This is a genomic window from Streptomyces bathyalis (assembly GCF_015910445.1).
In the GTDB taxonomy this organism is placed as follows: domain Bacteria; phylum Actinomycetota; class Actinomycetes; order Streptomycetales; family Streptomycetaceae; genus Streptomyces; species Streptomyces bathyalis.
Genome location: NZ_CP048882.1, coordinates 17,026 through 38,542, shown reverse-complemented (window position 1 = coordinate 38,542; position 21,517 = coordinate 17,026). Strand labels below are relative to the sequence as shown.

General features: G+C 71.8%; 19 protein-coding genes. 12 read left to right on the top strand and 7 right to left on the bottom strand.

Going from position 1 to position 21,517, the window contains the following annotated elements:
• Positions 1-86: 86 nt before the first annotated feature.
• Entirely contained in the window at positions 87-473 is a 387-nt protein-coding gene (locus G4Z16_RS00185; protein ID WP_197348565.1) for a hypothetical protein, read from the bottom strand.
• A gap of 200 nt (positions 474-673) precedes the next feature.
• Here G4Z16_RS00185 and G4Z16_RS00180 point away from each other — a divergent pair, with 200 nt between their 5' ends.
• The 5 genes from G4Z16_RS00180 to fxsA all read left to right on the top strand — a co-directional run bounded on the left by G4Z16_RS00180 (position 674) and on the right by fxsA (position 6,804).
• The gene (locus G4Z16_RS00180) at positions 674-1,114 is read left to right on the top strand and encodes an Lrp/AsnC family transcriptional regulator (RefSeq protein WP_028434441.1); all 441 of its coding nucleotides are present in this window, start codon (positions 674-676) and stop codon (positions 1,112-1,114) included.
• Between the two features lie 43 nt (positions 1,115-1,157).
• Entirely contained in the window at positions 1,158-2,798 is a 1,641-nt protein-coding gene (locus G4Z16_RS00175; protein WP_197348564.1) for an amidohydrolase, read from the top strand.
• 689 nt (positions 2,799-3,487) lie between these two features.
• Entirely contained in the window at positions 3,488-5,401 is a 1,914-nt protein-coding gene (gene lnt / locus G4Z16_RS00170) for an apolipoprotein N-acyltransferase (RefSeq protein WP_425508035.1), read from the top strand.
• On the top strand, positions 5,398-6,168 hold the full coding sequence (locus G4Z16_RS00165; protein ID WP_028434439.1) for a polyprenol monophosphomannose synthase: 771 nt from the start codon (positions 5,398-5,400) through the stop codon (positions 6,166-6,168). The genes lnt and G4Z16_RS00165 overlap by 4 nt, the downstream gene beginning before the upstream one ends.
• A gap of 3 nt (positions 6,169-6,171) precedes the next feature.
• Positions 6,172-6,804, top strand: coding sequence for an FxsA family membrane protein (fxsA, locus tag G4Z16_RS00160; protein WP_197348562.1), 633 nt, complete (start codon positions 6,172-6,174; stop codon positions 6,802-6,804).
• Positions 6,805-6,969: 165 nt separating this feature from the next.
• On the opposite strand, the gene G4Z16_RS00155 is transcribed toward fxsA, so the two are convergent.
• From G4Z16_RS00155 to yczE, 4 genes are all read right to left on the bottom strand, one after another.
• A complete protein-coding gene (locus G4Z16_RS00155) occupies positions 6,970-7,353 on the bottom strand; it encodes an RNA polymerase-binding protein RbpA (protein ID WP_028434437.1) in 384 nt (127 codons plus the stop codon).
• 255 nt (positions 7,354-7,608) lie between these two features.
• Positions 7,609-8,964 (bottom strand): MFS transporter, encoded by a 1,356-nt coding sequence (locus G4Z16_RS00150; protein ID WP_197348561.1) that lies wholly within the window; start codon positions 8,962-8,964, stop codon positions 7,609-7,611.
• A gap of 88 nt (positions 8,965-9,052) precedes the next feature.
• Positions 9,053-9,895 (bottom strand): glycerophosphodiester phosphodiesterase family protein, encoded by an 843-nt coding sequence (locus G4Z16_RS00145; protein ID WP_197348560.1) that lies wholly within the window; start codon positions 9,893-9,895, stop codon positions 9,053-9,055.
• Positions 9,895-10,653 (bottom strand): membrane protein YczE, encoded by a 759-nt coding sequence (gene yczE / locus G4Z16_RS00140; protein WP_246530579.1) that lies wholly within the window; start codon positions 10,651-10,653, stop codon positions 9,895-9,897. Before yczE ends, G4Z16_RS00145 begins: the two co-directional genes overlap by 1 nt.
• Positions 10,654-10,778: 125 nt before the next feature.
• On the opposite strand from yczE, the gene yczR reads away from it, so the two are divergent.
• A complete protein-coding gene (gene yczR / locus G4Z16_RS00135; protein ID WP_028434434.1) occupies positions 10,779-12,278 on the top strand; it encodes a MocR-like transcription factor YczR in 1,500 nt (499 codons plus the stop codon).
• Here yczR and G4Z16_RS00130 read toward each other — a convergent pair.
• Together G4Z16_RS00130 and G4Z16_RS00125 are read right to left on the bottom strand one after the other, a co-directional pair.
• Complete coding sequence (locus G4Z16_RS00130) at positions 12,266-13,870, bottom strand: FtsK/SpoIIIE domain-containing protein (RefSeq protein ID WP_197348559.1); 1,605 nt, start codon at positions 13,868-13,870, stop codon at positions 12,266-12,268. The two genes, yczR and G4Z16_RS00130, sit on opposite strands and share 13 nt — an antisense overlap.
• A 73-nt stretch (positions 13,871-13,943) precedes the next feature.
• Positions 13,944-14,138, bottom strand: coding sequence for a hypothetical protein (locus G4Z16_RS00125; protein ID WP_028434433.1), 195 nt, complete (start codon positions 14,136-14,138; stop codon positions 13,944-13,946).
• A gap of 376 nt (positions 14,139-14,514) precedes the next feature.
• On the opposite strand from G4Z16_RS00125, the gene G4Z16_RS00120 reads away from it, so the two are divergent.
• Genes G4Z16_RS00120 through mnhG form a run of 6 tightly spaced genes read left to right on the top strand, consistent with a single transcriptional unit; the run spans position 14,515 to position 21,423 of the window.
• A complete protein-coding gene (locus tag G4Z16_RS00120) occupies positions 14,515-17,544 on the top strand; it encodes a Na+/H+ antiporter subunit A (RefSeq protein ID WP_197348558.1) in 3,030 nt (1,009 codons plus the stop codon).
• Complete coding sequence (locus G4Z16_RS00115; protein ID WP_197348557.1) at positions 17,541-18,167, top strand: Na(+)/H(+) antiporter subunit C; 627 nt, start codon at positions 17,541-17,543, stop codon at positions 18,165-18,167. Before G4Z16_RS00120 ends, G4Z16_RS00115 begins: the two co-directional genes overlap by 4 nt.
• A gap of 46 nt (positions 18,168-18,213) precedes the next feature.
• Positions 18,214-19,908: a Na+/H+ antiporter subunit D gene (locus G4Z16_RS00110; protein ID WP_197348556.1), complete on the top strand. Its 1,695-nt coding sequence runs from the start codon at positions 18,214-18,216 to the stop codon at positions 19,906-19,908.
• Positions 19,905-20,666, top strand: coding sequence for a Na+/H+ antiporter subunit E (locus G4Z16_RS00105; RefSeq protein ID WP_197348555.1), 762 nt, complete (start codon positions 19,905-19,907; stop codon positions 20,664-20,666). The genes G4Z16_RS00110 and G4Z16_RS00105 overlap by 4 nt, the downstream gene beginning before the upstream one ends.
• A complete protein-coding gene (locus G4Z16_RS00100; RefSeq protein ID WP_197348554.1) occupies positions 20,651-21,046 on the top strand; it encodes an MrpF/PhaF family protein in 396 nt (131 codons plus the stop codon). Before G4Z16_RS00105 ends, G4Z16_RS00100 begins: the two co-directional genes overlap by 16 nt.
• Positions 21,043-21,423 carry a monovalent cation/H(+) antiporter subunit G gene (gene mnhG, locus G4Z16_RS00095; RefSeq protein WP_197348553.1) on the top strand — a complete coding sequence of 127 codons (381 nt, stop codon included), beginning with the start codon at positions 21,043-21,045 and terminating at the stop codon, positions 21,421-21,423. Before G4Z16_RS00100 ends, mnhG begins: the two co-directional genes overlap by 4 nt.
• Positions 21,424-21,517 lie beyond the last annotated feature (94 nt).

Sequence of the window (21,517 nt, the reverse complement as noted above, 5' to 3'; positions counted from 1 at the left end):
ACGAGTGCCCACCGAAAGCGCCGTATCCACCTGCCGGGCGACGAACCAATGATCCGCGGGCGGAGCCCCCGCGCCCCCTGTGCGGGCTACGCCTCGCCGAGCAGCGACGGCGTGCGCGGGCCGCTCGCGTGCGAGAACGGCTGCATCCGCCAGTCCAGCCCTTGCGGGAGCGTCAGCAGCGCCGTCAGCCCGTGCTCGTGCACCGCTTCACCGTCGCGTGACGCCGCCTCCGACGCGGCACGGCCGGACCCCTGGCAGACCGTCAGCCCGAACGGATTCCACGGCGAGGCGCACAGCGCGTGCTCGGGGAGCCTTTCCTCCTCAGCGAGAAGCGCGATCGGCTGGCCGCAGTCCGGGCAGGTCACCCGGAAGATGTCGAAGCTGTCCTCTTCGTACGCCCTCTCGGCGGCCGCGTCCTCCTGTACCGCCGTGGCGGCCTCCTCGGAAGTGCGGACCCGCTTCTCAGTGCGCATGCAAATCCCCCTCTGGTGGACCTGCCGGGCATCGTGCCCCGGCCTCAGCAAGCACTTCCCGTGGCGTCATTCGCATAATCGCCGCACGCGGGGGGACACGGGAGCACCGGTGTGGTCTTGGTCACACGCAGGCCTCTGATGTGCGCTCCTCCCTGCGCCCGGTGTGCCGGAGTGCGCCCGGCAGCGTAGGTTGACCTGCTGTGGAGGAAGTGGATCGCCAAATCGTCGAGCTGCTCGTCAAGGACGGGCGGATGAGTTACACCGATCTGGGCAAGGCGACGGGCCTGTCCACCTCGGCCGTGCACCAGCGCGTGCGGCGGCTCGAACAGCGCGGGGTCATCCGCGGATACGCGGCTCTCGTGGACCCGGAGGCCGTCGGCCTGCCGCTCACGGCCTTCATCTCGGTCAAGCCCTTCGACCCGAGCGCACCCGACGACATCTCCGAACGCCTCGCTGAGGTACCGGAGATCGAGGCGTGCCACAGCGTCGCCGGCGACGAGAACTACATCCTCAAGGTCCGCGTCGGCACGCCCATCGCGCTCGAGCACCTCCTCGCCCGCATCCGCACCCTCTCCGGCGTCTCCACCCGTACGACGGTCGTTCTCTCCACCCCGTACGAGGCGCGCCCCCCGTCGATCTGACCCGCCCGGAGCCCACTCGCGGCGTGGCGGGAGACTTGTCGCCATGAGTGAGCGCACCGCCCACGGGCACGAGACCCGCACCGTCCTGCTGCGTGGCGGGGAGGTGCACAGCCCCGCGGATCCCTTCGCCACAGCGATGGTCACGCAGGGCGGCAGCATCGCCTGGATCGGCTCCGAGGGAGCCGCCGATTCCTTTGCCGACGGGGTCGACGAAGTGGTCCAACTCGACGGAGCACTCGTCACCCCCACCTTCACAGACGCACATGTGCACACCACCGCCACGGGCCTTGCCCTGACGGGTCTCGACCTGACCGGCGTGGTCACGCTCCGCGACGCCCTGGACCGCATCCGCGACTACGCCGCGTCGCGCCCCGCCGACACGGTGCTCCTCGGCCATGGCTGGGACACAACGCACTGGCCCGAGGCGCGTCACCCCAGCCGTGCGGAGCTGGACGACGCCACCGGCGGGCGGCCCCTGTACCTCTCCCGTACGGACGTCCACTCGGCGCTCGTCACGACATCCGCCCTCGAACTCGTCCCCGGCATCGCGGAGTTGGCCGGGTTCGCCGGCGACGAGCCGCTCACGCGCGACGCCCACCACGCCGTACGCGAACGGGCACACTCCACCCTCACACCCGCCCGACGCGCCGAGGCCCAGCGGGCGGCACTGGCCCACGCCGCCTCCCTGGGCATCAGCGACCTCCACGAGTGCGCGGGCCCGGCCATCTCCAGCGAGGACGACTTCACCGCGCTGCTCTCCCTCGCCGCGCAGGGGGACGGACCCCGCGTACACGGCTACTGGGCGGAACCCGTCACGTCCGAGGCGGACGCGGCCCGCATCCGCGCTCTCGGCGCCGTCGGCGCCGCGGGCGACCTCTTTGTGGACGGTTCGCTCGGCTCCCGCACCGCACACCTGAGTGAGCCCTACGCCGACGCGCCTCACACCGGCAACGGCTACCTCGACGCCGCCGGCGTCGCCGCCCACGTCGCCGCCTGCACCGAGACCGGCCTGCAGGCGGGCTTCCACGCCATCGGAGACGCCGCGGTGGCGGCGGTGACCGACGGCGTACGGGCCGCAGCCGAACGCGTCGGCACGGACCGGGTGCGCGCCGCACGGCACCGCGTGGAGCACGCCGAGATGCTCAGCGAGGAAACCATCGCCGCCTTCGCCGAGTTCGCCCTCACCGCCTCCGTGCAGCCCGCATTCGACGCGGCCTGGGGCGGCATGGACGGCATGTACGCCGCGCGGCTCGGCCAGGAGCGCGCCGCCGGTCTCAACCCGTACGCGGCACTGCAACGCGCCGGCGTTCCCCTGGCCTTCGGATCCGACAGCCCCGTGACGCCGATGGGCCCATGGGCCGCCATCCGTGCCGCGGCCTTCCACCGCACGCCGGAACACCGCATCTCCGTGCGTGGCGGCTTCACCGCCCACACCCGAGGCGGCCGACGCGCCGTGGGCTCCGACGACGCGGGGGTGCTCGTCCCCGGCGCCCCCGCCGACTACGCGCTCTGGCGCACAGGTGAACTGGTCGTGCAAGCGCCCGACTTGCGCGTCGCCAACTGGTCGACCGACCCCCGCTCCGGGACCCCCGGGCTGCCCGATCTGACTCCCGGTGGCCAACTGCCCGTCTGTCTGCGGACGGTGGTAAGGGGACGGACCGTCCATGAGCGGCCGAACGAGTGATGTATGAGTGTCCGTTACGGGTCGCCGACGGCCCCTCAGACTGTGACGCCCGCGTTCCTTGCGCCTTACTGACCTGCTGATTCGGCGAAACGCCGCAGGTAGCGTCGCTGTTGACAGGCGCTGCCCGGCGACGGGTAGGTTCGGCCAGGTCCACCACAGGACGTCCGGCCAGCGATTCCCCGCGCAGTCGTCGAACGCCGCTGGGCCAGGGGGTGGTGTACCGCACCGGGACACCACCACTGGGAGCCAGGTCCAGCGCCAGCGGCACGGGGTTGAAGGTCGAGGCTGGCCGGCGGGTGTGACCCGGGTGGGGCCCGGATGCTCAGTAGACAACGGCTCTCGGTCGACTCGCAGCCAGCGGGTCCCAGGTCGGCCCGAAGGGCACCGGGCCCCGACCCGCAGACACATTGCTCCTTGGCCCGTGATCCACGGGACCGAGCCACTGTCACCCGATTCCGTTCCTGTCTCCCGCTCTGCCGGGATCACCCCCTCAGGGCCTTCGGCCTCGGGACCTCGACGTCCTTCCCATGTCTCCGTCCGAGTCGGAGTGCGGTGGCACGTCTGGGGCGTGCCGCAGGCTGCCGCACGCCCCTGGTCCGCTGTGGCATTCCCGGCCCCGGCCCCGCAGAGGCGCATCGCCGTTATACGGTCGCTTTCACCACCGCACGACCTGCAGGAAGGGCGCACTCTTGCCATCGGGTTCCGACACCACCGCCGAATCCGCCGCCGGCGGTCAGTCCGCCGACCGGGCGAACGATGCGGAGGAGTCGCCGCGCCCACAGGACGCGCAGGGCGGCGAGGCAGCCGCAGGCACAGAGCGGGACTCCGTAGCGACGCAGCCACCGCCCCCCACCGCGGAGACGGCGGCCGACGGCGAGGGCCCGGCAGCGGCAGCGCGCGGCGGCGGCAGGCTGCGACGGTTCCGTGCCCTCGTCAGGCGCGAGGCTCTCCGCACGGTGGCGGCGGCCGTCTCCGGTCTCGCTCTCGCTCTGGCCTTCCCGCCCTACGACCTGTGGCCGCTGTCGCTGCTGACGGTCGCCGCACTCAGCCTGCTCACCCGCGGCCGCACCCTCCGCCAGGGCGCCTGGACGGGGTTTGCCTTTGGGTGGCCGTTCTTCGTCCTGCTGCTCCAGTGGCTCCACGTGATCGGATGGGACGCGGTCCTCGGGCTCGCCTTCATCGAGTCGATGTTCGTCGCCGCGCTCGGTGCCGCACTCGCCGCCACCTCCCGCCTGCCGCTGTGGCCGCTGTGGGGTGCGTGCCTGTGGGTCGCCGAGGAGTGGACCCGCGACCGTGCCCCCTTCGGCGGCTTCCCCTGGGGACGGCTCGCCTTCGCCAACACCGGTTCGCCCTACACACCGCTCGCCGCGCTCGGCGGCGCGCCGCTGGTCACCTTCGCCGCTGCACTTACGGGTACGGCGCTCGCCGCCGCGGCCCTCGCGCTCTGGCACCTCCGCGCCATGAGGGCCGCGGGCCAGGAGCAGCTGGAGGAGCGCGGGAGGCAGGAGGCCGGGAGTGCTCCCGCCCCGGCGCGCACCGCCGTCCGCCGGCCCCTGACGCCGCTGCTCTCCTCCCTGGCCCTGGCGGCGGCCGTCACCGCCGCCGGCTACGCCGTGCCCGTCCCCACCGCCGCGGACGACACGGCAGACATCGCCGTCGTGCAGGGCAATGTGGAGCAGCCCGGAATGAACTTCCTCGGCCGCCCCATGAAGATCCTCAACAACCACGTCGACGCCACCCTCGACCTCGCACGAAAGATCAAGGCGGGCAAGGCCGAGCGGCCCGACCTGGTCATCTGGCCGGAGAATTCCTCCGACCTCGACCCGTACCGCTGGCCCGAGGCACGCGAGCGCATCGACCAGGCGGCCAAGGCAGTAGGCGTCCCCATCCTGGTGGGGGCTCTCGTCGATCATCCCGGCACCCAGGGGTACGTCGAGAACCAGGGCATCGTGTGGGACCCGAAGAAGGGGCCGGGAGCCTCGTACACCAAGCAGCACCCCGTGCCCTTCGGCGAGTACGTGCCCTTCCGCGACGAACTCAGCAAGGTCATCACGCGCCTCCAGCAGATCCCCCGCGACTTCTGGCCCGGCGACCACACCGGCGTCCTGCAGACGGGTCCCGCGCGGCTCGGCGACGTGATCTGCTTCGAGGTCGCCTACGACGAGATCCCCCGCGCGACCGTCAACGACGGAGCCCGTGCCCTCGTCGTCCAGACGAACAACGCCACGTACGGCAGGACGGGTCAGCCCGAGCAGCAGCTGGTGATGTCCAAGCTGCGGGCGGTCGAGCACGGCCGGGCGGTCGTCACGGCGGCCACCAGCGGCATCAGTTCCGTCGTCGGTCCCGACGGCACGATCAAGCAGCGCACACAGGAATTCGAGCGCGACGTGCTCAGCGCCACGCTTCCCCTTCGTGACGACATCACGATCGCCGACCGCGTCGGCGCCGCCCCGGAGTGGGTGATCGCTATGGTGGGCGTTCTCGCCTGCGCCGCGGCCTGGTTCACAGGCCGGCGCGGCCGGACCGACCACCGGCGGGCGCAGCGGGCGGGGCAGGTGCAGCAGACCGATGCACAGCGGAAGCAAGAGGGGCAGCAGCGGTGACGGACGGCGGACAGGCGCGGCAGTACGGCCCGCTGGGCACGGTTCTGGTGATCATCCCGACCTACAACGAGGCCGGCAACATCGAATCCGTCACCGCACGCGTACGTGAGGCCGTGCCCGACGCGCACATCCTGGTCGCCGACGACAACAGCCCGGACGGCACCGGCAAGATCGCGGACGATCTCGCCGCGCACGACGAACAGATCCACGTCCTGCACCGCCCCGGCAAGCAGGGCCTGGGCGCCGCCTACCTCGCGGGTTTCCGCTGGGGCATCGACCACGGCTACGGCGTGCTGGTGGAGATGGACGCCGACGGCTCACACCAACCGGAAGAACTGCCCCGCCTGCTGACGGCCCTCAAGGGTGCCGACCTGGTGCTCGGTTCGCGATGGGTGCCGGGCGGACGGGTCGTCAACTGGCCGCGCTCGCGCCGCCTCATCTCCCGGGGCGGCAGCGTCTACTCGCGTGTGATGCTCGGACTGCCGCTGCGCGACATCACCGGCGGCTTCCGCGCCTTCCGCAGCGAGACCCTCAAGGGACTGGGCATGGACGAGGTGGCCTCACAGGGCTACTGCTTCCAGGTCGATCTCGCGAACCGGGCGGTGAGCGCCGGATATCACGTGGTCGAGGTGCCGATCACCTTCATCGAGCGGGTGCGGGGCAATTCGAAGATGAGCCGCGACATCATGGTCGAGGCCCTGTGGCGGGTGACCGCATGGGGTGTCGAGGGCCGCGTGAAGCGGGTGCTCGACCGCAGGCACACTTGAACCATGACGAGTCGCGCACCGTACCCCTTCGAGCCGCCTGACGACGAGCAGGGCGCAGGCCGTTCCACGAGCGGGCGGCAGGGCCGGGGCGGCCCTCGCCCCTCACGCGTCCGCAGGTTTCTGCCGCTGGCGGTGGCGGCGTGGGCGATCCTGGAGATCTGGCTGCTGATCATGATCGGTGAGGCCGCGGGCGGCCTTGCCGTCCTGGGCCTGCTGGTCGCCGGATTCCTGCTCGGCGTCTTCGTCATCAAGCGCGCCGGACGCCGCGCCTGGCGTCGGCTCGCGGAGACCGTCCAGCAGGCTCAGCAGGCCGCTCAGACGGGGCAGGCCCCGCCGGAGAGCCCGGAGAGTTCACGCGGTGGCAACGCGCTGACGATGCTCGGCGGACTGCTCATCATGGTGCCGGGTGTCGTCTCGGACGTGGCAGGGCTGCTGTGCATCTTCCCGCCCACGGCCGGCCTGATGAGGCGCACCACGCAGAGGTATCTGGAGCGGCGTTCCGGGTTCGCGCCCGGCACCATCGGCGACGCCTACCAGCAGGCCCGCAGGGCGGAGGAGCAGATGCGCATGCACAAGCCCGACGGCAAGGTCGTGGAGGGCGAGGTCATCCGAGACGATGAGCCGCCCTCCCGCTGAACGTCCCGGGTGAGGCCGCGTGGCTCCGGCTGACCACCGCCAGCGCCAGGCAGGAACCTGCAGTGAAGAAAGGACGCCCGTAAACAGCAGAGCGCGGCCCGATGACCTGTTGAGGTCATCGGGCCGCGCTCTGCTTGCGTGGACCGTGGAGCGTTCCGCGGTGCCTTACGCGGACTTGCGCTTGTTGTTGCCGTCGCGCGGGTGCACCGCGAGGTTCATCGTGCCGGACCTGAGAACGGCCAGCCGCTCCGCGAGGACCTCCTCCAGCTCCTCGCGGGTGCGTCGCTCCATGAGCATGTCCCAGTGCGTACGCGCGGGCTTGCCCTTCTTCTCTTCCGGGCCCTCGCCATCCACCAGGAGTGCCTGTGCGCCGCACACCTTGCACTCCCACTCCGGCGGGATCTCGGCCTCCACAGAGAACGGCATCTCGAATCGATGCCCGCTCTCACATGCGTACTCCACGGCCTGGCGCGGTGCCAGGTCGATACCGCGGTCGGTCTCGTAGCTGGTCACCACGAGTCGCGTGCCGCGAAGAGCTCGCTCACTCATGAATTCGTGCCTCCCGGGCTTGTCGCCCACAGGACAGGTGTCGCTGTCGTCGTCATCTGCTCAACGTCCGGTCGGCGGTGAAGATTCCCGAATCGGGAGATGCGTCGCCCGTCGTGCCGCCCTTCGTGTACCCACCAACGACCGGTTTGTCACAACTGACAGGAGATGTCACCCAGCGTTCGCATCTCTTTGGCGTGCAGTAACGGTCCATCCGGCGAGCCGAGGGCGTACACTACCGCGCCGCTGCCCCAAGTTCTAAATCCGGTCGGGTAGGGGGTTGCCCGCGGCCACCGCCGCCCGTCCCACCGGTACCCGCAGCAGCAGAACGAAACCGAGGACGAAGAAGACCACCAGCGAGATGATCGCCGCACGATAGCTCTCCGTCAGTTGGTAGGCGAGCCCGAAGACGAGCGGTCCGAGCCAGCTGGTTCCGCGATCGCTGACTTCGTACAGAGAGAAGAATTCCGCCTCCTTGCCCGCGGGCACCAGCTGCGAGTACAGCGACCGGGAGAGGGCCTGGCTCCCGCCCATGACCAGGCCGATGCCCGACGCCAGGGCGAAGAAGAAGACCGGCGCCCCGGCAGGCAGGAAGTATCCCGCACCGACGATCACCGTCCACGCCACGAGCGAGCCGAGAACCGTGCGCTTCGCCCCGTAGCGGACCGCCAGCCTGCCCATCAGCAGCGCCCCCGCCACCGCGAGCACCTGCACGAGCAGGACCGCGACGATGAGCGTCGTCTGATCCACGCCCAGCTCCTCCGAGCCGAAGACCGACGCCTGGGTGATGACGGTCTGCACCCCGTCGTTGTAGACGAGGTACGCCAGCAGGAAGGCCATCGTCAGCCGGTAGTGCCGCAGTTCGCGGAAGGTGTGGGCGAGCTGCCGCCAGCCGCTGAGCAGCGAGACGCGCGAGCCCGCCACCGCACCCGGCCGCTCCCGCAGCCGCAGCAGCGGCACCACCGTGAATATCGCCCACCACATACCGGCGGAGGCCAGACAGATCCGCACGGCGGACCCCTCGGAGACACCGAGCGCCTCGTGCTGGAGGAAGAGCGCCAGGGTTCCCACCAGCATCACCGAGCCGGCCGCGTAGCCGAAGGCCCAGCCGCGGGAGGAGACCCTGTCCCGCTCCTCCGGCTTGGCGATCTGTGGGAGGAAGGCGTTGTAGATGACGGCCGAGGTGGCGAACGACACGTTCGCCACCACCAGCAGCACGCCTCCCAGGACATAGCGGTCGCCCTCGAGGAAGAACATCGCGGCCGTCGCGCCCGCGCCCAGATACGCGAAGAGCCCCAGGATGGGCTTCTTACGGCCCGTGCGGTCGGCGACCGCACCCGCCAGCGGCATCACCAGCACCGACAGCAGGACCGACAGCGAGACGGTGTAGGCGAAGTAGGAGCCCGCGCGCACCGGGAGGCCCAGCGGATGCACGTAACCGTCGGCATCCGCGGCCGCCTTGGCGACCTCCGTCAGATACGGGCCGAGGAAGACGGTCAGGACGCTGGTGGAGAAGACCGAGTTCGCCCAGTCGTAGAAGTACCAGCCACGCTGTTCACGGCGGCGTTCGGCCGTGCCGTCCCCGGCACCGGTCACGACAGCAGTCACAGCCATGCCCCCCTTGTCTCCGGCGCCGTACGCGGCCCCGGTACGCGGCGCCGCCCCGTGCGTGCGCGGGCGGCGCTCACGTCACGCAGCCGCTCTACCGGGGGCCAGGTCCCGGCTTCCACGCACCCCGCTCGGTGAGGACGTCGCGCAGTGTCTCGATGTGATCGGTCACAATGCCGTCAACTCCCAGGTCGAGCAACTCCCGCATCCGGTTTCTTTCGTTGACGGTCCATACGTGCACCTGCATCCAGCGTGCGTGTGCGGCCCGTACGAACGCAGCGTCCACTACCCGGATCCCTGACCGGTGTTCGGGAACCTGGACGCACACGGCGCTCTTGCGGACCGCCCGGGCGGGCACCAGCCCGTAAGAACGCAGCCGCAGCCGCACCACGCCGCGCGTTCCGAGTGACGTGGCCAGCCGCGGTCCGGCCATGGCCTGCGCCCGCGCCACCCGGTCCTCCTCGAAGGAGCCGACGCACACACGAGCCCAGGCGTCCTGCTCGGACAGCAGGTCCAGCAGCGGCAGGAGGGCCGACTCGGCTTTGACGTCGATGTTCCACCGCGCCTCGGGGAAGGCACGCAGCAACTCCCGCATCAGCGGCAGCGGTTCACTGCCGCCGACCCGGGCACGGCTCACCTGGGACCAGGGCAGTTCACTGATCGGGCCGCTCGCGTCCGTCATCCGGTCCAGCGTCTCGTCGTGGAAGGCGACGAGACGGCCGTCGGCCGTGGCGTGCACGTCCGTCTCGAGGTAGCGGTAGCCCAACTCGACGGCGCGGGCGAAGGCGCTGTGCGTGTTCTCCAGCCCGTCCGCCGCGCCGCCGCGGTGGGCGAGGGCCAGCGGGCCGGGGTGGTCGAGGAAGGGATGGCGCGGCTTGCGGCGCAGTGCTGCCGGATGGGCGGGGAATGCGGGGAGGTGGCTCGGGTCGGTGGACATCACCGCCGCAGTATCGCGCCCCCGCGCCACCACGCGCGCCGCCGCCCCCCGGCTGCGTCCTCGTCGCGTCCGACGGTGCCGCGCGCCACCACGTGCGAGGCGCCCGTGCCGGTGCTTGGCGATCCGTCCGCGGATTCCGGCTGTGCTGCCGGCACGGCGAAGACCCGCAGGAAGAGCTGCGAGAGCGGGCCGATCCCGAGCGCGTACACGACGGTTCCGACGCCGGCCGTGCCGCCGAGCAGCAGACCGGACACCAGAACGGTCGCCTCGATCCCCGTACGTACGAGGCGGACCGAGCGGCCCGTGACGCGGTGCAGGCCGGTCATCAGCCCGTCCCGCGGGCCGGGGCCGAAGCGGGCGGAGATGTACAGGCCCGTGGCGACCCCGTTGAGCACCACAGCGAGGGCCAGCCCCGGAATCCGCAGCGCGAGTGCGTCAGGTGTGGGCGTGAGCCAGATCGTGCCGTCCATCGCCATGCCGACCAGGACGACGTTGGAGACGGTGCCGAGGCCGGGCCGCTGCCGGATCGGCACCCAGAGCAGCAGCACCACGGCACCCGCGACGACCGAGGCGGTGCCGATCGAGAGTCCGGTGTGCCGGGCGAGTCCCTGGTGCAGCACGTCCCACGGTGGGAGGCCGAGACCGGACTCCACCATCAGCCCGATGCTTCCCCCGTACAGGAGCAGGCCCGCGTAGAGCTGGACCAGGCGCCGGCCGATGTGCCCTCCCGTACCCGACGGGCGTGACGGACGAGACAAGGGAAGCTCCTTCCCCTCCGGTGCGGTGCCGGTGGCCCGCTGGCTCCGGTCAGTGGTTGCGTGGCAGTCTGGTCCCAGGAATCAGGCCACATCCATGGCCAATCAGGGAGAGGTGGACCGCAATCATGGTGCAGTGGACCTCAGCCGTGGGTGCTCCGCAGCTGTCCAGACTCCTGGCGTCGCAGCGCGCGGCCACCGCGGCCGACGCGGGTCACCGTGTACCGGCCTACCGTTCGCTCGCCGACGGTGTACGACTCCTCGTGCTCGAGGGCCGCATCCCCGTGGCCGCCCGTCTGCCCGCCGAGCGAGAGCTCGCCGCGGCGCTGCGCGTCAGCCGTACGACCGTGGCCGCCGCGTTCGAGGCGCTGCGCAGCGAGGGATTTCTCGCCTCGCGGCGCGGCTCGGGCAGCTGGACCGCCGTGCCGGCCGGAAAGCCGCTGCCCACCCGCGGACTGGAGCCGCTGCCGCCCGAGTCCGCGGGATCCGTGATCGATCTGGCCTGTGCGACCTTCCTGGCCCCCGAGCCGCACCTCACCGACGCCTTCCAGGGCGCCGTCTCGGACCTCGCGCCCTACACGGACACCCACGGGAACTACCCCGGAGGGCTGCCCGCCCTGCGCGAGGCCCTGGCGGCGCGCTACACCGCCCGCGGCGTCCCGACGATGCCCGAACAGATCATGGTCACCACCGGTGCGATGGGCGCCGTGGCAGCGCTCGCACGGCTGCTGGTCCCGCGTAGCGAACGCGTCGCCGTCGAGCACCCCTCGTACGCCAACGTCCTGCACCTGCTGCGCGACGCCGGCGCCCGTCTCGTGCCCGTACCGATGGCCGACGGCCTGGCCGGCTGGGATCTGCCCGCCTGGCGGCAGGCGTTCCGGGAGAGCGCCCCGCGCATGGCCTACGTCATCGCCGACTATCACAACCCCACGGGCGCACTCGCCCCGGACGACCAGCGGCGGGAGATGGTGGCGGCGGCACGCGCGGCCGGTACGGTCCTCGTCGCCGACGAGTCCATGACCGACCTGACGCTGGACGAGGACGTCGAACTGCCGCGCCCCATGGCCGCGTTCGACCCCGGCGGCTCCGCCGTGATCACCGTCGGCTCCGTCAGCAAGGCCGTCTGGGCAGGGCTGCGCATCGGCTGGGTCAGGGCGGCACCCGAAGTGATCCGCAGCCTCGTCGCGGCCCGCGTCTACGCCGACTTGGGCAGTCCGGTGCTGGAACAGCTCGCCGTGGCACGGCTGATGACGGGCGACGGCTGGGAAGCGGCGGTCGCGGCACGCCGGGCGGGAGCCCGCGAGAATCGCGACGCGCTCGTGGCCGCGCTCCATGACAGGCTGCCCGACTGGGAGTTCACCGTTCCCCGCGGCGGATTGACCCTGTGGACACGGACCGGCGGCCTGTCCGGCTCGCGCATCGCCGACGCGGGGGAGCGGATCGGGGTTCGCGTCCCGGCCGGAACCCGCTTCGGCGTCGACGGGGCCTTCGAGGGCTATGTGCGGCTGCTGTTCACCGTCGCCGGACCGGTCGTCGACGAGGCCGTTGCCCGGCTGGCCAAGGCGGCGGACCTCGTCCGTACGGGCGCGGTGGCCGACGGCGACGTACCCCGCACCTACGTGGCCTGAGCCCTCGCCTCCGGCTTCGCACGCGACGCGTCGGACGGCTGCCCGGCCTGCGCCCCCAGCGCCCTGGCCTGCGACGCGGTCAGCGGCGGCAACAGCCCCAGCACGGCCTGCCGTTCGGCCTCACCCGCCGCGTCGTCCAGGGGATCGGGCGCCGCAGGCACCTGAAGCCGGAGCACCGGCCCCGCGCCGAGCCGCGCGAAGCCACGCCCCGGCGCGGCGTGGGTGCCGGGCGGCGGGACCGTGGCCTCGCCGAGCACGGCCCACATCTCCTCCGGCGAGGCGTCGCCGAGCAGCACCCGCGCCCTGGTCTGCGAGCGCACCGCGCGGCCCAGCTCGTCCGCGCACTCGAAGTGCTCCGCCACCGCCACCGTCACCTGCGCCGCGCGTCCGTGACGCAGCGGCACCTGAAGCAGCTCCCGAGGGTCGCGCCGCCCCTCCGTGCGCGCGAGATGGCTGACTGCCGCGGGCCGGTCGACGACCACCCACAGCGGCCGCCGCGCGTCCTCCGGAACGGGGTGGCCGGCCTGCCGTGCGCGGCTCGCCGCCGTCAGCCGCCGTTCCGTCTCGTGCACCACCCACTCCAGCGACGCCACGGCCCCGGTCGCCGAGGTCTCCACGGCCAGCACTCCGTCGCGCCCCGCCAGACATGCGAACTCGCCGGAGCCGCTGCCGTCCACCACGAGAACATCGCCGTGCTGGAGCGCCTGGAGCACCACCGAACGCAGCAGCGTGCTCGAACCCGCGCCCGGCGCACCCACGACCAGCAGATGGGACTCGGCCGAGCGGGCACCCGTACGCCACAGCACCGGAGGGACGTCGAGTGCCCGCTCACCGTCGTTCACCGGGATACGGCGGTGCACCGCGTCGGCGTCCGTGAACCCGAGCACGATCTCGCCGGGGCCCGTCACGAACCGCTGGGCCCTGATGCCCTGCGGCAGGGGACCGGGGACGGTCATCTCCAGCTCGTTGCGCTCCTCGTCCCAAACGAAGCGGTACTCGCGGTCCCGTCCGGACTTGGCGCCCAGCCGCTGCTCCACGGCCAGCCGGTGCGCGGGGTCGCCGTCGGGGAAGTGAGCCGGGTACCGCACCAGAAGGCGTTCGATGCGGCCCTCATCGGTGAACTCGGCCTCCTCGAAGGCCCGTTCCCAGGCACCGTCGTGTGCGTAGAGCGGATCCGGGTCGGGGTCGTTCTGCAGGGCGAAGAACGGCACCAGCGCGTCGTAGACGGCCTGGAGGCGCGTGTTCTCCGCGTCCTCACGGGCGGCTCCGGCGACCGTCCGTGCACCGTCGCGTCCCTGCCAGGCGGCCGCACCGACGACGACCGCCACGGCGAAGGCCGGACCCCACGGCATCAGCGCCACCACCATCACGGCCACCGCGGCCAGGAAGAACACCGGGCCGCGCCGGTCCTTGGGGGCCCTGGCCCACCAGCGCAGCACCAGCATCGTCAGCCGGGCCAGGCCGCGTACGACCACGATGAGCGGGTGCAGCACGTCGAGCGCTCCGGCGGCGCCGGCCCGCAGGACGCGCAGGGCCGGACGCACGGCAGCACCCGTACCCGCCGGCTGCCGGGGGAACGGCCAACGCACCACGGAACCTCCTGTGACGAATGCGCCGCACAGCGCGCGGGACGAGCCGGTCCGCGCACGCGCCGTGCGCGCCGCGTTAGAACTTCAGTCCGCTGAGCAGCCCCGCGAGGCTGGCGCCGCCCGCCTTGATGCTGGGCGCGAGGGCCGTGCCCGCCAGGTAGAAGCCGAAGAGGGCGCACACCAGCGCATGCGAGATCTTGAGCCCGTCCTTGCGGGTGAAGAGGAAGATGATGAAGCCGAGCAGGAGGACGCCGGAGATGCTGAGGATCATGGGGGACTCCTGATGTCGGGGGTGGTCACCCTGAGTTCTCCAAGAGTCACAGAAAGTGCGAGAGCAGGGAAACTGGCACACGGGTGATTTGCCGGGCGGGGCCTTGATGCGGCCCGGGCGTGCCCGCGGAACTCCTGCCGCGGTGGGGGGTGTTGGGGGCCAAGGGCCGACCGGTACCTCGCCGTCGGTGGCGATGGGCTGGTCCTGAAGTATGCAGGTGGGAGGGCGTGAGCGCCGATATGCGGGACCGCAGCCCAATCCGGAGCCGGTCCCGTGGGCCGAGCGGGAGCGCCGCCCCTTGATTGCGTCCGCTTCAGAATTCGGTTGAGCGCTTTTGTGCGCAGAATGACTGATTCGCCATGGAATCATTCGCGCTGTGCTGTCGCTGATCCTCCTCCACTTCGCCGGAGCCTGCTGTGCTCCGCTCCTGGTGCGGTGGACCGGCACGCGCGCGTTCCTCTTACTGGCCCTGATCCCGGCGGCGGCACTGGCGTGGGCGGCCTGGCAGTACGCGGACATCGCGGACGGGGAGGTGCTCGTCGAGCGGTGGCCGTGGATGCCCGCCCTGGACGTGGGCCTGGACCTGCGATGCGATGCGCTCGCCCTGCTGATGGTGGCCGTCGTCGGCGGCATCGGCGCCCTGGCGCTGGTCTACTGCGCGGGCTACTTCAGCCGCCCGGCGTTCTCCCTGGGCCAGTTCGCGGGGACCTTCACCGCGTTCGCCGGCGCGATGCTCGGCCTCGTCCTCGCCGACGACCTGATCGTCCTGTACGTCATGTGGGAGCTGACCACGGTCTTCTCCTTCCTCCTCATCGGCCACGTACCGGAGCGCCGCCGCAACCGGCTCGCGGCGCTCCAGGCGCTGATCGTGACCGTTGCCGGCGGACTGGCCATGCTCGTCGGGTTCCTGATGCTGGGCCATGCGGCCGGCACGTACCGCGTCTCCGGCATCCTCGATGACCCGCCGCCCGCGGACGGCACCGTAGCCGTCGCGATCGTGCTGATCCTCGCCGGTGCCCTGTCGAAGTCCGCCCTGTGGCCGTTCAGCTTCTGGCTGCCCGGAGCCATGGCCGCGCCGACGCCCGTGTCCGCGTATCTGCACGCGGCGGCCATGGTCAAGGCCGGTGTCTACCTCGTGGCACGGCTCGCTCCCGCCTATGCGCACGCGCTGCCCTGGCAGGTGACGGTGCTCTGCTTCGGGGCGGCGACGATGCTGCTCGGCGGATGGCGTGCGCTGCGCGAGAAGGACCTCAAGCGGCTGCTGGCCTTCGGCACCGTCAGCCAGCTCGGCTTCCTCGTCGTCCTGACCGGCACGGGCACACGCGACGCCGCGCTCGCCGGTACGGCCATGCTGCTGGCGCACGCCCTGTTCAAGGCCCCGCTCTTCCTCGTCGTCGGCATCATCGACTACGCGACCGGCACCCGGCAGACGGACCGGCTCTCAGGACTGGCACGCTCAATGCCCGCCGTCTGCGCCGTCGCCGTGACGGCGGGGGCGTCCATGGCTGCGCTGCCGCCCGTGCTCGGATTCGCCGCGAAGGAAGCCGCGTTCGCCGCCCTAGTGCACACCGGCAGCGCGGGTCTGCCCGGTCCGGCGTCGGTCGCGGTGACCACGGCGGTCACGGTGGGCTCCGCGCTCACCGTGGCGTACACGCTGCGCTTCCTGTGGGGAGCCTTCGCCACGAAAGCCGCCGGGGACGGCATCCATGAGCCCACGCCCATGCGGGCCCGCACCGGCGTGCTCCTGACCGCACCCGCCGCCGTGTGCGCGCTGGCCGGAGTGGCCCTGGGCCCGGGCGTTTTCAGCATCGCACCGCTGCTCGCCCGCTACGCCCGCGCGTATCCCGCGCCCGGGCAGGCCTACCGGCTCGCGCTGTGGCACGGACTGAGCGTCTCGCTGCTGCTGTCGGCTCTCTCCTGGCTCGCGGGTGGCGCACTCTTCCTCATGGCGCGTCAGATGGAACGCCTGGGGGAGAGGCTGGCGGTCCCGGACGCCAAGCAGGTCTTCGCCCGCTTGCTGTCGGGTCTCGAACGCACCGCCCTCGAGGTGACGGGAACCGTGCAGCGCGGTTCACTGCCGGTCTACCTCGGAACCGTCCTCGCCGTGCTGATCGCCGCACAGAGCACCGCCATGATCGTCGACCCGCCGTGGCAGCACGCCGGTGCGGTGCGCTGGTTCGACTCCGTGCCGCAGCTCGGTGTGGCCGTGGTGGTCTGCGTGGTGGCCGCGCTGTGCATGGCGTCCCGCCAGCGCATGACGGCGGTGGTACTGGCCGGCGTGACGGGCTACGGCACAGCGGTCCTGTACGTGCTGCACGGCGCACCGGACCTCGCGCTGACCCAGTTCACGGTCGAGACCGTCTCCCTCGTCGTGTTCGTGCTGGTGCTGCGCAGACTGCCGGCCCGCTTTCCCGACGAGCGCCGCACCAGCATGCTGCGGCGCGTCACGCGGCTCGTCATCGGTGTGGCCGCGGGAGGGTTCGCCGCCGTACTGACGTACGTGGCCGGGGCCGCCCGGGAGGCGCAGCCGGCGGGCCCCGAACTGACCGCCGCCACCGCACATCACGGGCTGAAGAACGTGGTCTCCACGACCCTCGTCGACCTGCGCTCCTGGGACACCTTGGGCGAGTCGGCGGTGCTCGGCGTCGCCGCCGTCGGCGTGACCAGCCTCGTCTTCCTGCGCCGCCGCTCCGGGAGCCCCGTCACTGCGTGGCCGACCGCAGCCGTGCCGCCGGGCGCGGGCCCGTCCGCCCATGTGCGCCGCGGGCCCGGCACCGAGGCCCGCGGCACCCAACGCGCGGGGCACGTATGGCCCGTGCACGCGGAACATGTCGAGAGCGGCGCACCTCCACCACGCCGCGGAGCGGGCGCCGTCCCCCGCCGCACATGGCTTACCGCCAGCGGCACCCTCGACCCCGAACGACGCTCCGTGATCTTCGAGGTGCTGGCGCGGCTGGTCTTCCACCCCATCGTCGTGCTCTCCCTCTACCTGCTCTTCTGCGCCGAGAACCTGCCGGGCGGCGGCTTCAGCGCGGGCCTCGTCGCGGGGCTGGCGCTGGCGGTGCGCTATCTCGCGGGCGGACGGTACGAACTCGACGCGGCCGCACCCGTCGACGCGGGTTTCCTGCTCGGGCTCGGGCTGATGACGATGACCGCGACCGGGCTCGCCGGGCTGGTGCTGGGCGGCTCGGTGCTCCGATCGGGCACCTACCACGGGGAGTTGCCGGTCATCGAGAAGTTCCACGCGGCCAGCCCCGTGCTCTTCGACACCGGCATCTACCTGCTCGTCCTGGGAGTCGTACTGGACGTGCTGCGCAGCCTCGGCTCCGAGATCGACCGGCGCGTCGAGCGAGCGCTCCGCGAGGACGACGGCGGAGCCCGCGCAGGCGGAGAGGCAGGCAGATGAACGAGACGATCGCGCTGGTCGTCACCGGCGGTGCCCTCATCGCAGCCGGCACGGTCCTGCTGCTCAGCCGCCCCCTGAGCCGCATCGTCCTCGGCACGGTCGTGATCGGCAACGGTGTCAACCTCCTGCTGCTGGCCTCGTCCGGGGCGGCCTCCCGCGCCCCGCTGCTCTACAAGGTCTTCGGGCCCCAGCGGATCTCGGACCCGCTGCCGCAGGCGTTCGTGCTGACCGCCATCGTCATCACCCTCGCCCTGACCGCGTTCCTCTCCGCGATGGCCTACCGCGCCTGGCAGCTGTCCGGCAGCGACGACGTGCAGGACGACGTGGAGGACCTCCGCGTCGCACACCGCGCCGAACACGGCGAGGAGCACCGAGAGGAGGCACGGCGGCCTCGGGAACGTGAACGTCGCGCCAGGCGCCGCGAGTTGCTCGCGGTCGGCGAGGAGGACGAACAGCCGGGCCAGGAAGGCGTGTCCAGGCGTCTGCGGCGCGCCGGATCGCACTACCGCGAGGCGCGGCGCCGGGCCCGCGCCGAGGCACGTCCGCACCACGGCCGTGCCGCCCGCAGCGACGAGGACGTGGCGGACGACCTGTGGGAGACGATCCTCGGGGCGGACCGTTGAGCGCCCGGGGGACGGCCTTTGTCCTCAGCGCCACGGGAGACCCCGGATGATCGCCGCGGGGTCCGCGGGCGTCGACGGCCCCGCCTCCGCGCTGGTGGCCCTGCCGGTCCTGCTCCCTCTCTTCGCCGCGGGCCTGAAACTCGGCGTCGGAGTACGGCTGCAACGCACCCAGCGGGTCATCAGCACCGTCGTCCTCTCGACCGTCCTCGCCGTCGCCCTCGTCCTGCTCATCGACGCCGACAGATACGGCCCGCAGGTCATGTACGCCGGAGGCTGGAAGCCGCCCGTCGGCATCGTCCTCGTCGCCGACAGACTCTCGGCGCTGATGCTGGTGATCTCCTCGTCCGTGACGCTGTGCGTGCTGCTCTACTCCATCGGCCAGGGCATGGCGGACCGGGAGGAGGGCACCCCCATGTCGGTCTTCCACCCCGCCTACCTGGTCCTGGTCGCCGGGGTCTCCGACACCTTCCTTGCCGGCGATCTCTTCAACCTCTACGTCGGTTTCGAGATCATGCTGACCGCCAGCTATGTGCTGCTGACGCTGGGCGGCACGGTCACACGCATCCGGGCCGGGGCAACCTACGCGATCGTCTCGCTGCTCTCCTCCGTGCTCTTCCTCGCGGCGGTCGCCGTCGTCTACTCGGCCACGGGCACCGTGACCATGGCCGAGCTCGCTCGCCGCTTCGACGAACTGCCCGGCGGCGTGGCCGTACTGGCACAGATCTCGCTGCTTACAGTGTTCTGCACCAAGGCCGCCGTCTTCCCCCTCGCAGCGTGGTTGCCCGACTCCTATCCGACGGCGCCCGCCCCCGTCACCGCCGTCTTCGCGGGACTGCTGACCAAGGTCGGCATCTACGCGATACTGCGCACCCAGACCCTGCTCTTCCCGGGCGACAGGCTCAGCGACGCACTGATGGTGCTCGCGCTGCTGTCCCTGCTGGTGGGGATCCTGGGCGCGGTCGCACAGACCGACCTGAAGCGGCTGCTCTCCTTCACCCTCGTCAGCCACATCGGATTCATGGTCTTCGGCATCGCCCTGGCCACCCGTGCCGGATTCTCCGGCTCGATCTTCTACGTCGTGCACCACATCACGGTGCAGACCACGCTCTTCCTCGTCGTCGGGCTCGTCGAACGCCGCGGCGTCACCACCGATCTGCGGCGGCTCGGCGGCATCGCGAAACTCTCGCCCGCCCTGGGGCTCGTCTTCTTCGTCCCGGCCATGAACCTCGCCGGGGTGCCGCCGCTGTCGGGTTTCCTGGGCAAGTTCGGGCTGCTGCGCGCGGGCGTCGCGCACGGCGGCGCCATGACGTACGTGCTGATCGCCGCCGGCTCCGCCACGAGCCTGCTCACCCTCTACGCGCTCGCCAAGGCGTGGAACCTCGGCTTCTGGCGGGCGGCGCCGCCGCAGCTGTACGTCGTGGGGGTCGTCCTCGACACCGTCGAGACGGACGAGGAGTCACCGCGCGAGCCTGCCGCCGTGTCCGAAGCGGGAGCGAGCTCCGGGGGGAGCGGGGCGGTCGACGTGGATGTGCTCGCGGGGCGGTCCGAGGCTGCGAGCTTCGGAGGCCGCGCCATCACCACCGGTCAGCCTCCGGCCGCGATGCTCGGACCGACTGCGGCGCTGGTCGCGTTCGGCCTGGCCTTCACCGTGTTCGCCGGGCCGCTGTCCTCGCTGACGGTTCGCGTGGCGGACGAACTGACCGCACGTACGCCCTATGTGACGGCGGTGACGGGACGATGAGCGAACCGTCGGAGACCGGGCGCGGCGGGCCACGTGGCACCCCAACGGAGGGATCGGCGGGCGCCGTACCCGGCGGACGACCGGGGGGTGGCTCCCTCCGGCGCAGACGCCTCCCGGCAGCACAGTGGCCGACCGTGCTCGGACTGACCGTCGTGTGGGTGCTGTTGTGGGGCACTGCGAGCGTCGCCAACGTGGTCACGGGCATCCTCGTCGGCGTCATCGTCTGCGTCGTCTTCCCGCTGCCGCCGATCGAGGCCCAGGTGCGGCTGCGTCCCGTCGGCCTCCTGCGCTTCACTGTCCGCTTCCTCATCGACATGGCCGTCTCCAGCTGGCGCCTCAACCGGTACATCCTCGGGGCGCGGCGGCCCCAGTGCGCAGTGCTGGCTGTACGGATGCGCACCCCCAGCGACCTGATGCTGACGGCCACCTCCGTCGCGGTCGCCGCCGTCCCCGGCAGCAACGTCCTCGACGTGCACCGTGCGTCCGGGACGCTGTTCGTGCACGTGGTGGGCGCAGGGGAGGAGGCGGAGCGGGAGCGGGCCCGCTACGAGGTGCTGCGCCTGGAGGACCGCGTCGTACGGGCCTTCGGCACTCGCGCGGACGTCGCCGCGCTCGACGCCCGGGAAGGCCGCTGGCCGGCGGACCGACAAGGGGGCGGCAACGCAGGAGGCGGCAACGCCGGAGGCGGTGGCCCCGGAGGCGGCACAGGCGGCGACAGTGACACCGATGGGGGGAGCGGTCCGTGGAAGCGGTCCTGAGCATCGTCATCGCCCTGCTGCTCGCCTCCGGGGTGCTCGTCACCGTGCGGCTGGTTCGCGGACCCTCGACGCTGGACCGCGCCGTCGCCCTCGACGCGCTGGCCGCGGTGGTGATGGCCGGCATCGGCGTGCTCACGGCGGCGCGGCAGATCCCGTACTACCTCCCGGCGTTGCTCGTCCTCTCCTTCCTGGGCTTCACCGGATCGGTGAGCATCGCCCGCTTCCTCGCGCTGCGGGACGAGGCCGGGAGCGAGGATCCCGACCTGGGCGACGGAAGGGGCGGAGAGAACGACGGCCCGGAGAGTGCCGCCCCGGACCGCGGACGGGGCGGCGGCCCCGAACAGAACGGCGGCGCGGCGGAGCAGGGGAGCGGCGGATGAACTGGAACCAGCACAACTGGTCGGAGGCCGCGGACGTGGCGTCCCTGGTCTGCATGCTGGCGGGCGCCGTGCTCTGCCTGCTCGCCGGCATCGGATTGGTGCGGCTGCCGGACGTCCTCACACGCATCCATGCGGCGACCAAGCCGCAGGTGGCGGGTCTGCTGCTTGTGCTCCTGGGTGCCGGGCTGCGGCTGCGCGACGTGGCGGACCTGGGAACGCTGGTCCTCGTCGGCCTGTTCCAGTTGCTGACCGTCCCGGTGGCGGCGCACATGGTCGGACGGGCCGCCTACCGCACCGGCAGGACGGACCGTGAGCATCTCGTCGTCGACGAACTCGGCACGGCGCTGGACAAGTCCCGCGGAGACCAGGGCGAATAGCCGACGGGAACGGGTGGTCGGCGGACGGACACTTCCCGGCAGTGCGGAGGGTACGGCCTGCTTTCGAGCGGAACGCGACGGATTGGTGGATTTT

Coding starts and splice junctions, on each gene's coding strand:
- G4Z16_RS00185 (WP_197348565.1), bottom strand. CDS start 473: ATGCGCACTGAGAAGCGGGTCCGCACTTCCGAGGAGGCCGCCACGGCG.
- G4Z16_RS00175 (WP_197348564.1), top strand. CDS start 1,158: ATGAGTGAGCGCACCGCCCACGGGCACGAGACCCGCACCGTCCTGCTG.
- fxsA (WP_197348562.1), top strand. CDS start 6,172: ATGACGAGTCGCGCACCGTACCCCTTCGAGCCGCCTGACGACGAGCAG.
- G4Z16_RS00155 (WP_028434437.1), bottom strand. CDS start 7,353: ATGAGTGAGCGAGCTCTTCGCGGCACGCGACTCGTGGTGACCAGCTAC.
- G4Z16_RS00150 (WP_197348561.1), bottom strand. CDS start 8,964: ATGGCTGTGACTGCTGTCGTGACCGGTGCCGGGGACGGCACGGCCGAA.
- G4Z16_RS00145 (WP_197348560.1), bottom strand. CDS start 9,895: ATGTCCACCGACCCGAGCCACCTCCCCGCATTCCCCGCCCATCCGGCA.
- yczR (WP_028434434.1), top strand. CDS start 10,779: ATGGTGCAGTGGACCTCAGCCGTGGGTGCTCCGCAGCTGTCCAGACTC.
- G4Z16_RS00125 (WP_028434433.1), bottom strand. CDS start 14,138: ATGATCCTCAGCATCTCCGGCGTCCTCCTGCTCGGCTTCATCATCTTC.
- G4Z16_RS00115 (WP_197348557.1), top strand. CDS start 17,541: ATGAACGAGACGATCGCGCTGGTCGTCACCGGCGGTGCCCTCATCGCA.
- G4Z16_RS00110 (WP_197348556.1), top strand. CDS start 18,214: ATGATCGCCGCGGGGTCCGCGGGCGTCGACGGCCCCGCCTCCGCGCTG.
- G4Z16_RS00105 (WP_197348555.1), top strand. CDS start 19,905: ATGAGCGAACCGTCGGAGACCGGGCGCGGCGGGCCACGTGGCACCCCA.
- mnhG (WP_197348553.1), top strand. CDS start 21,043: ATGAACTGGAACCAGCACAACTGGTCGGAGGCCGCGGACGTGGCGTCC.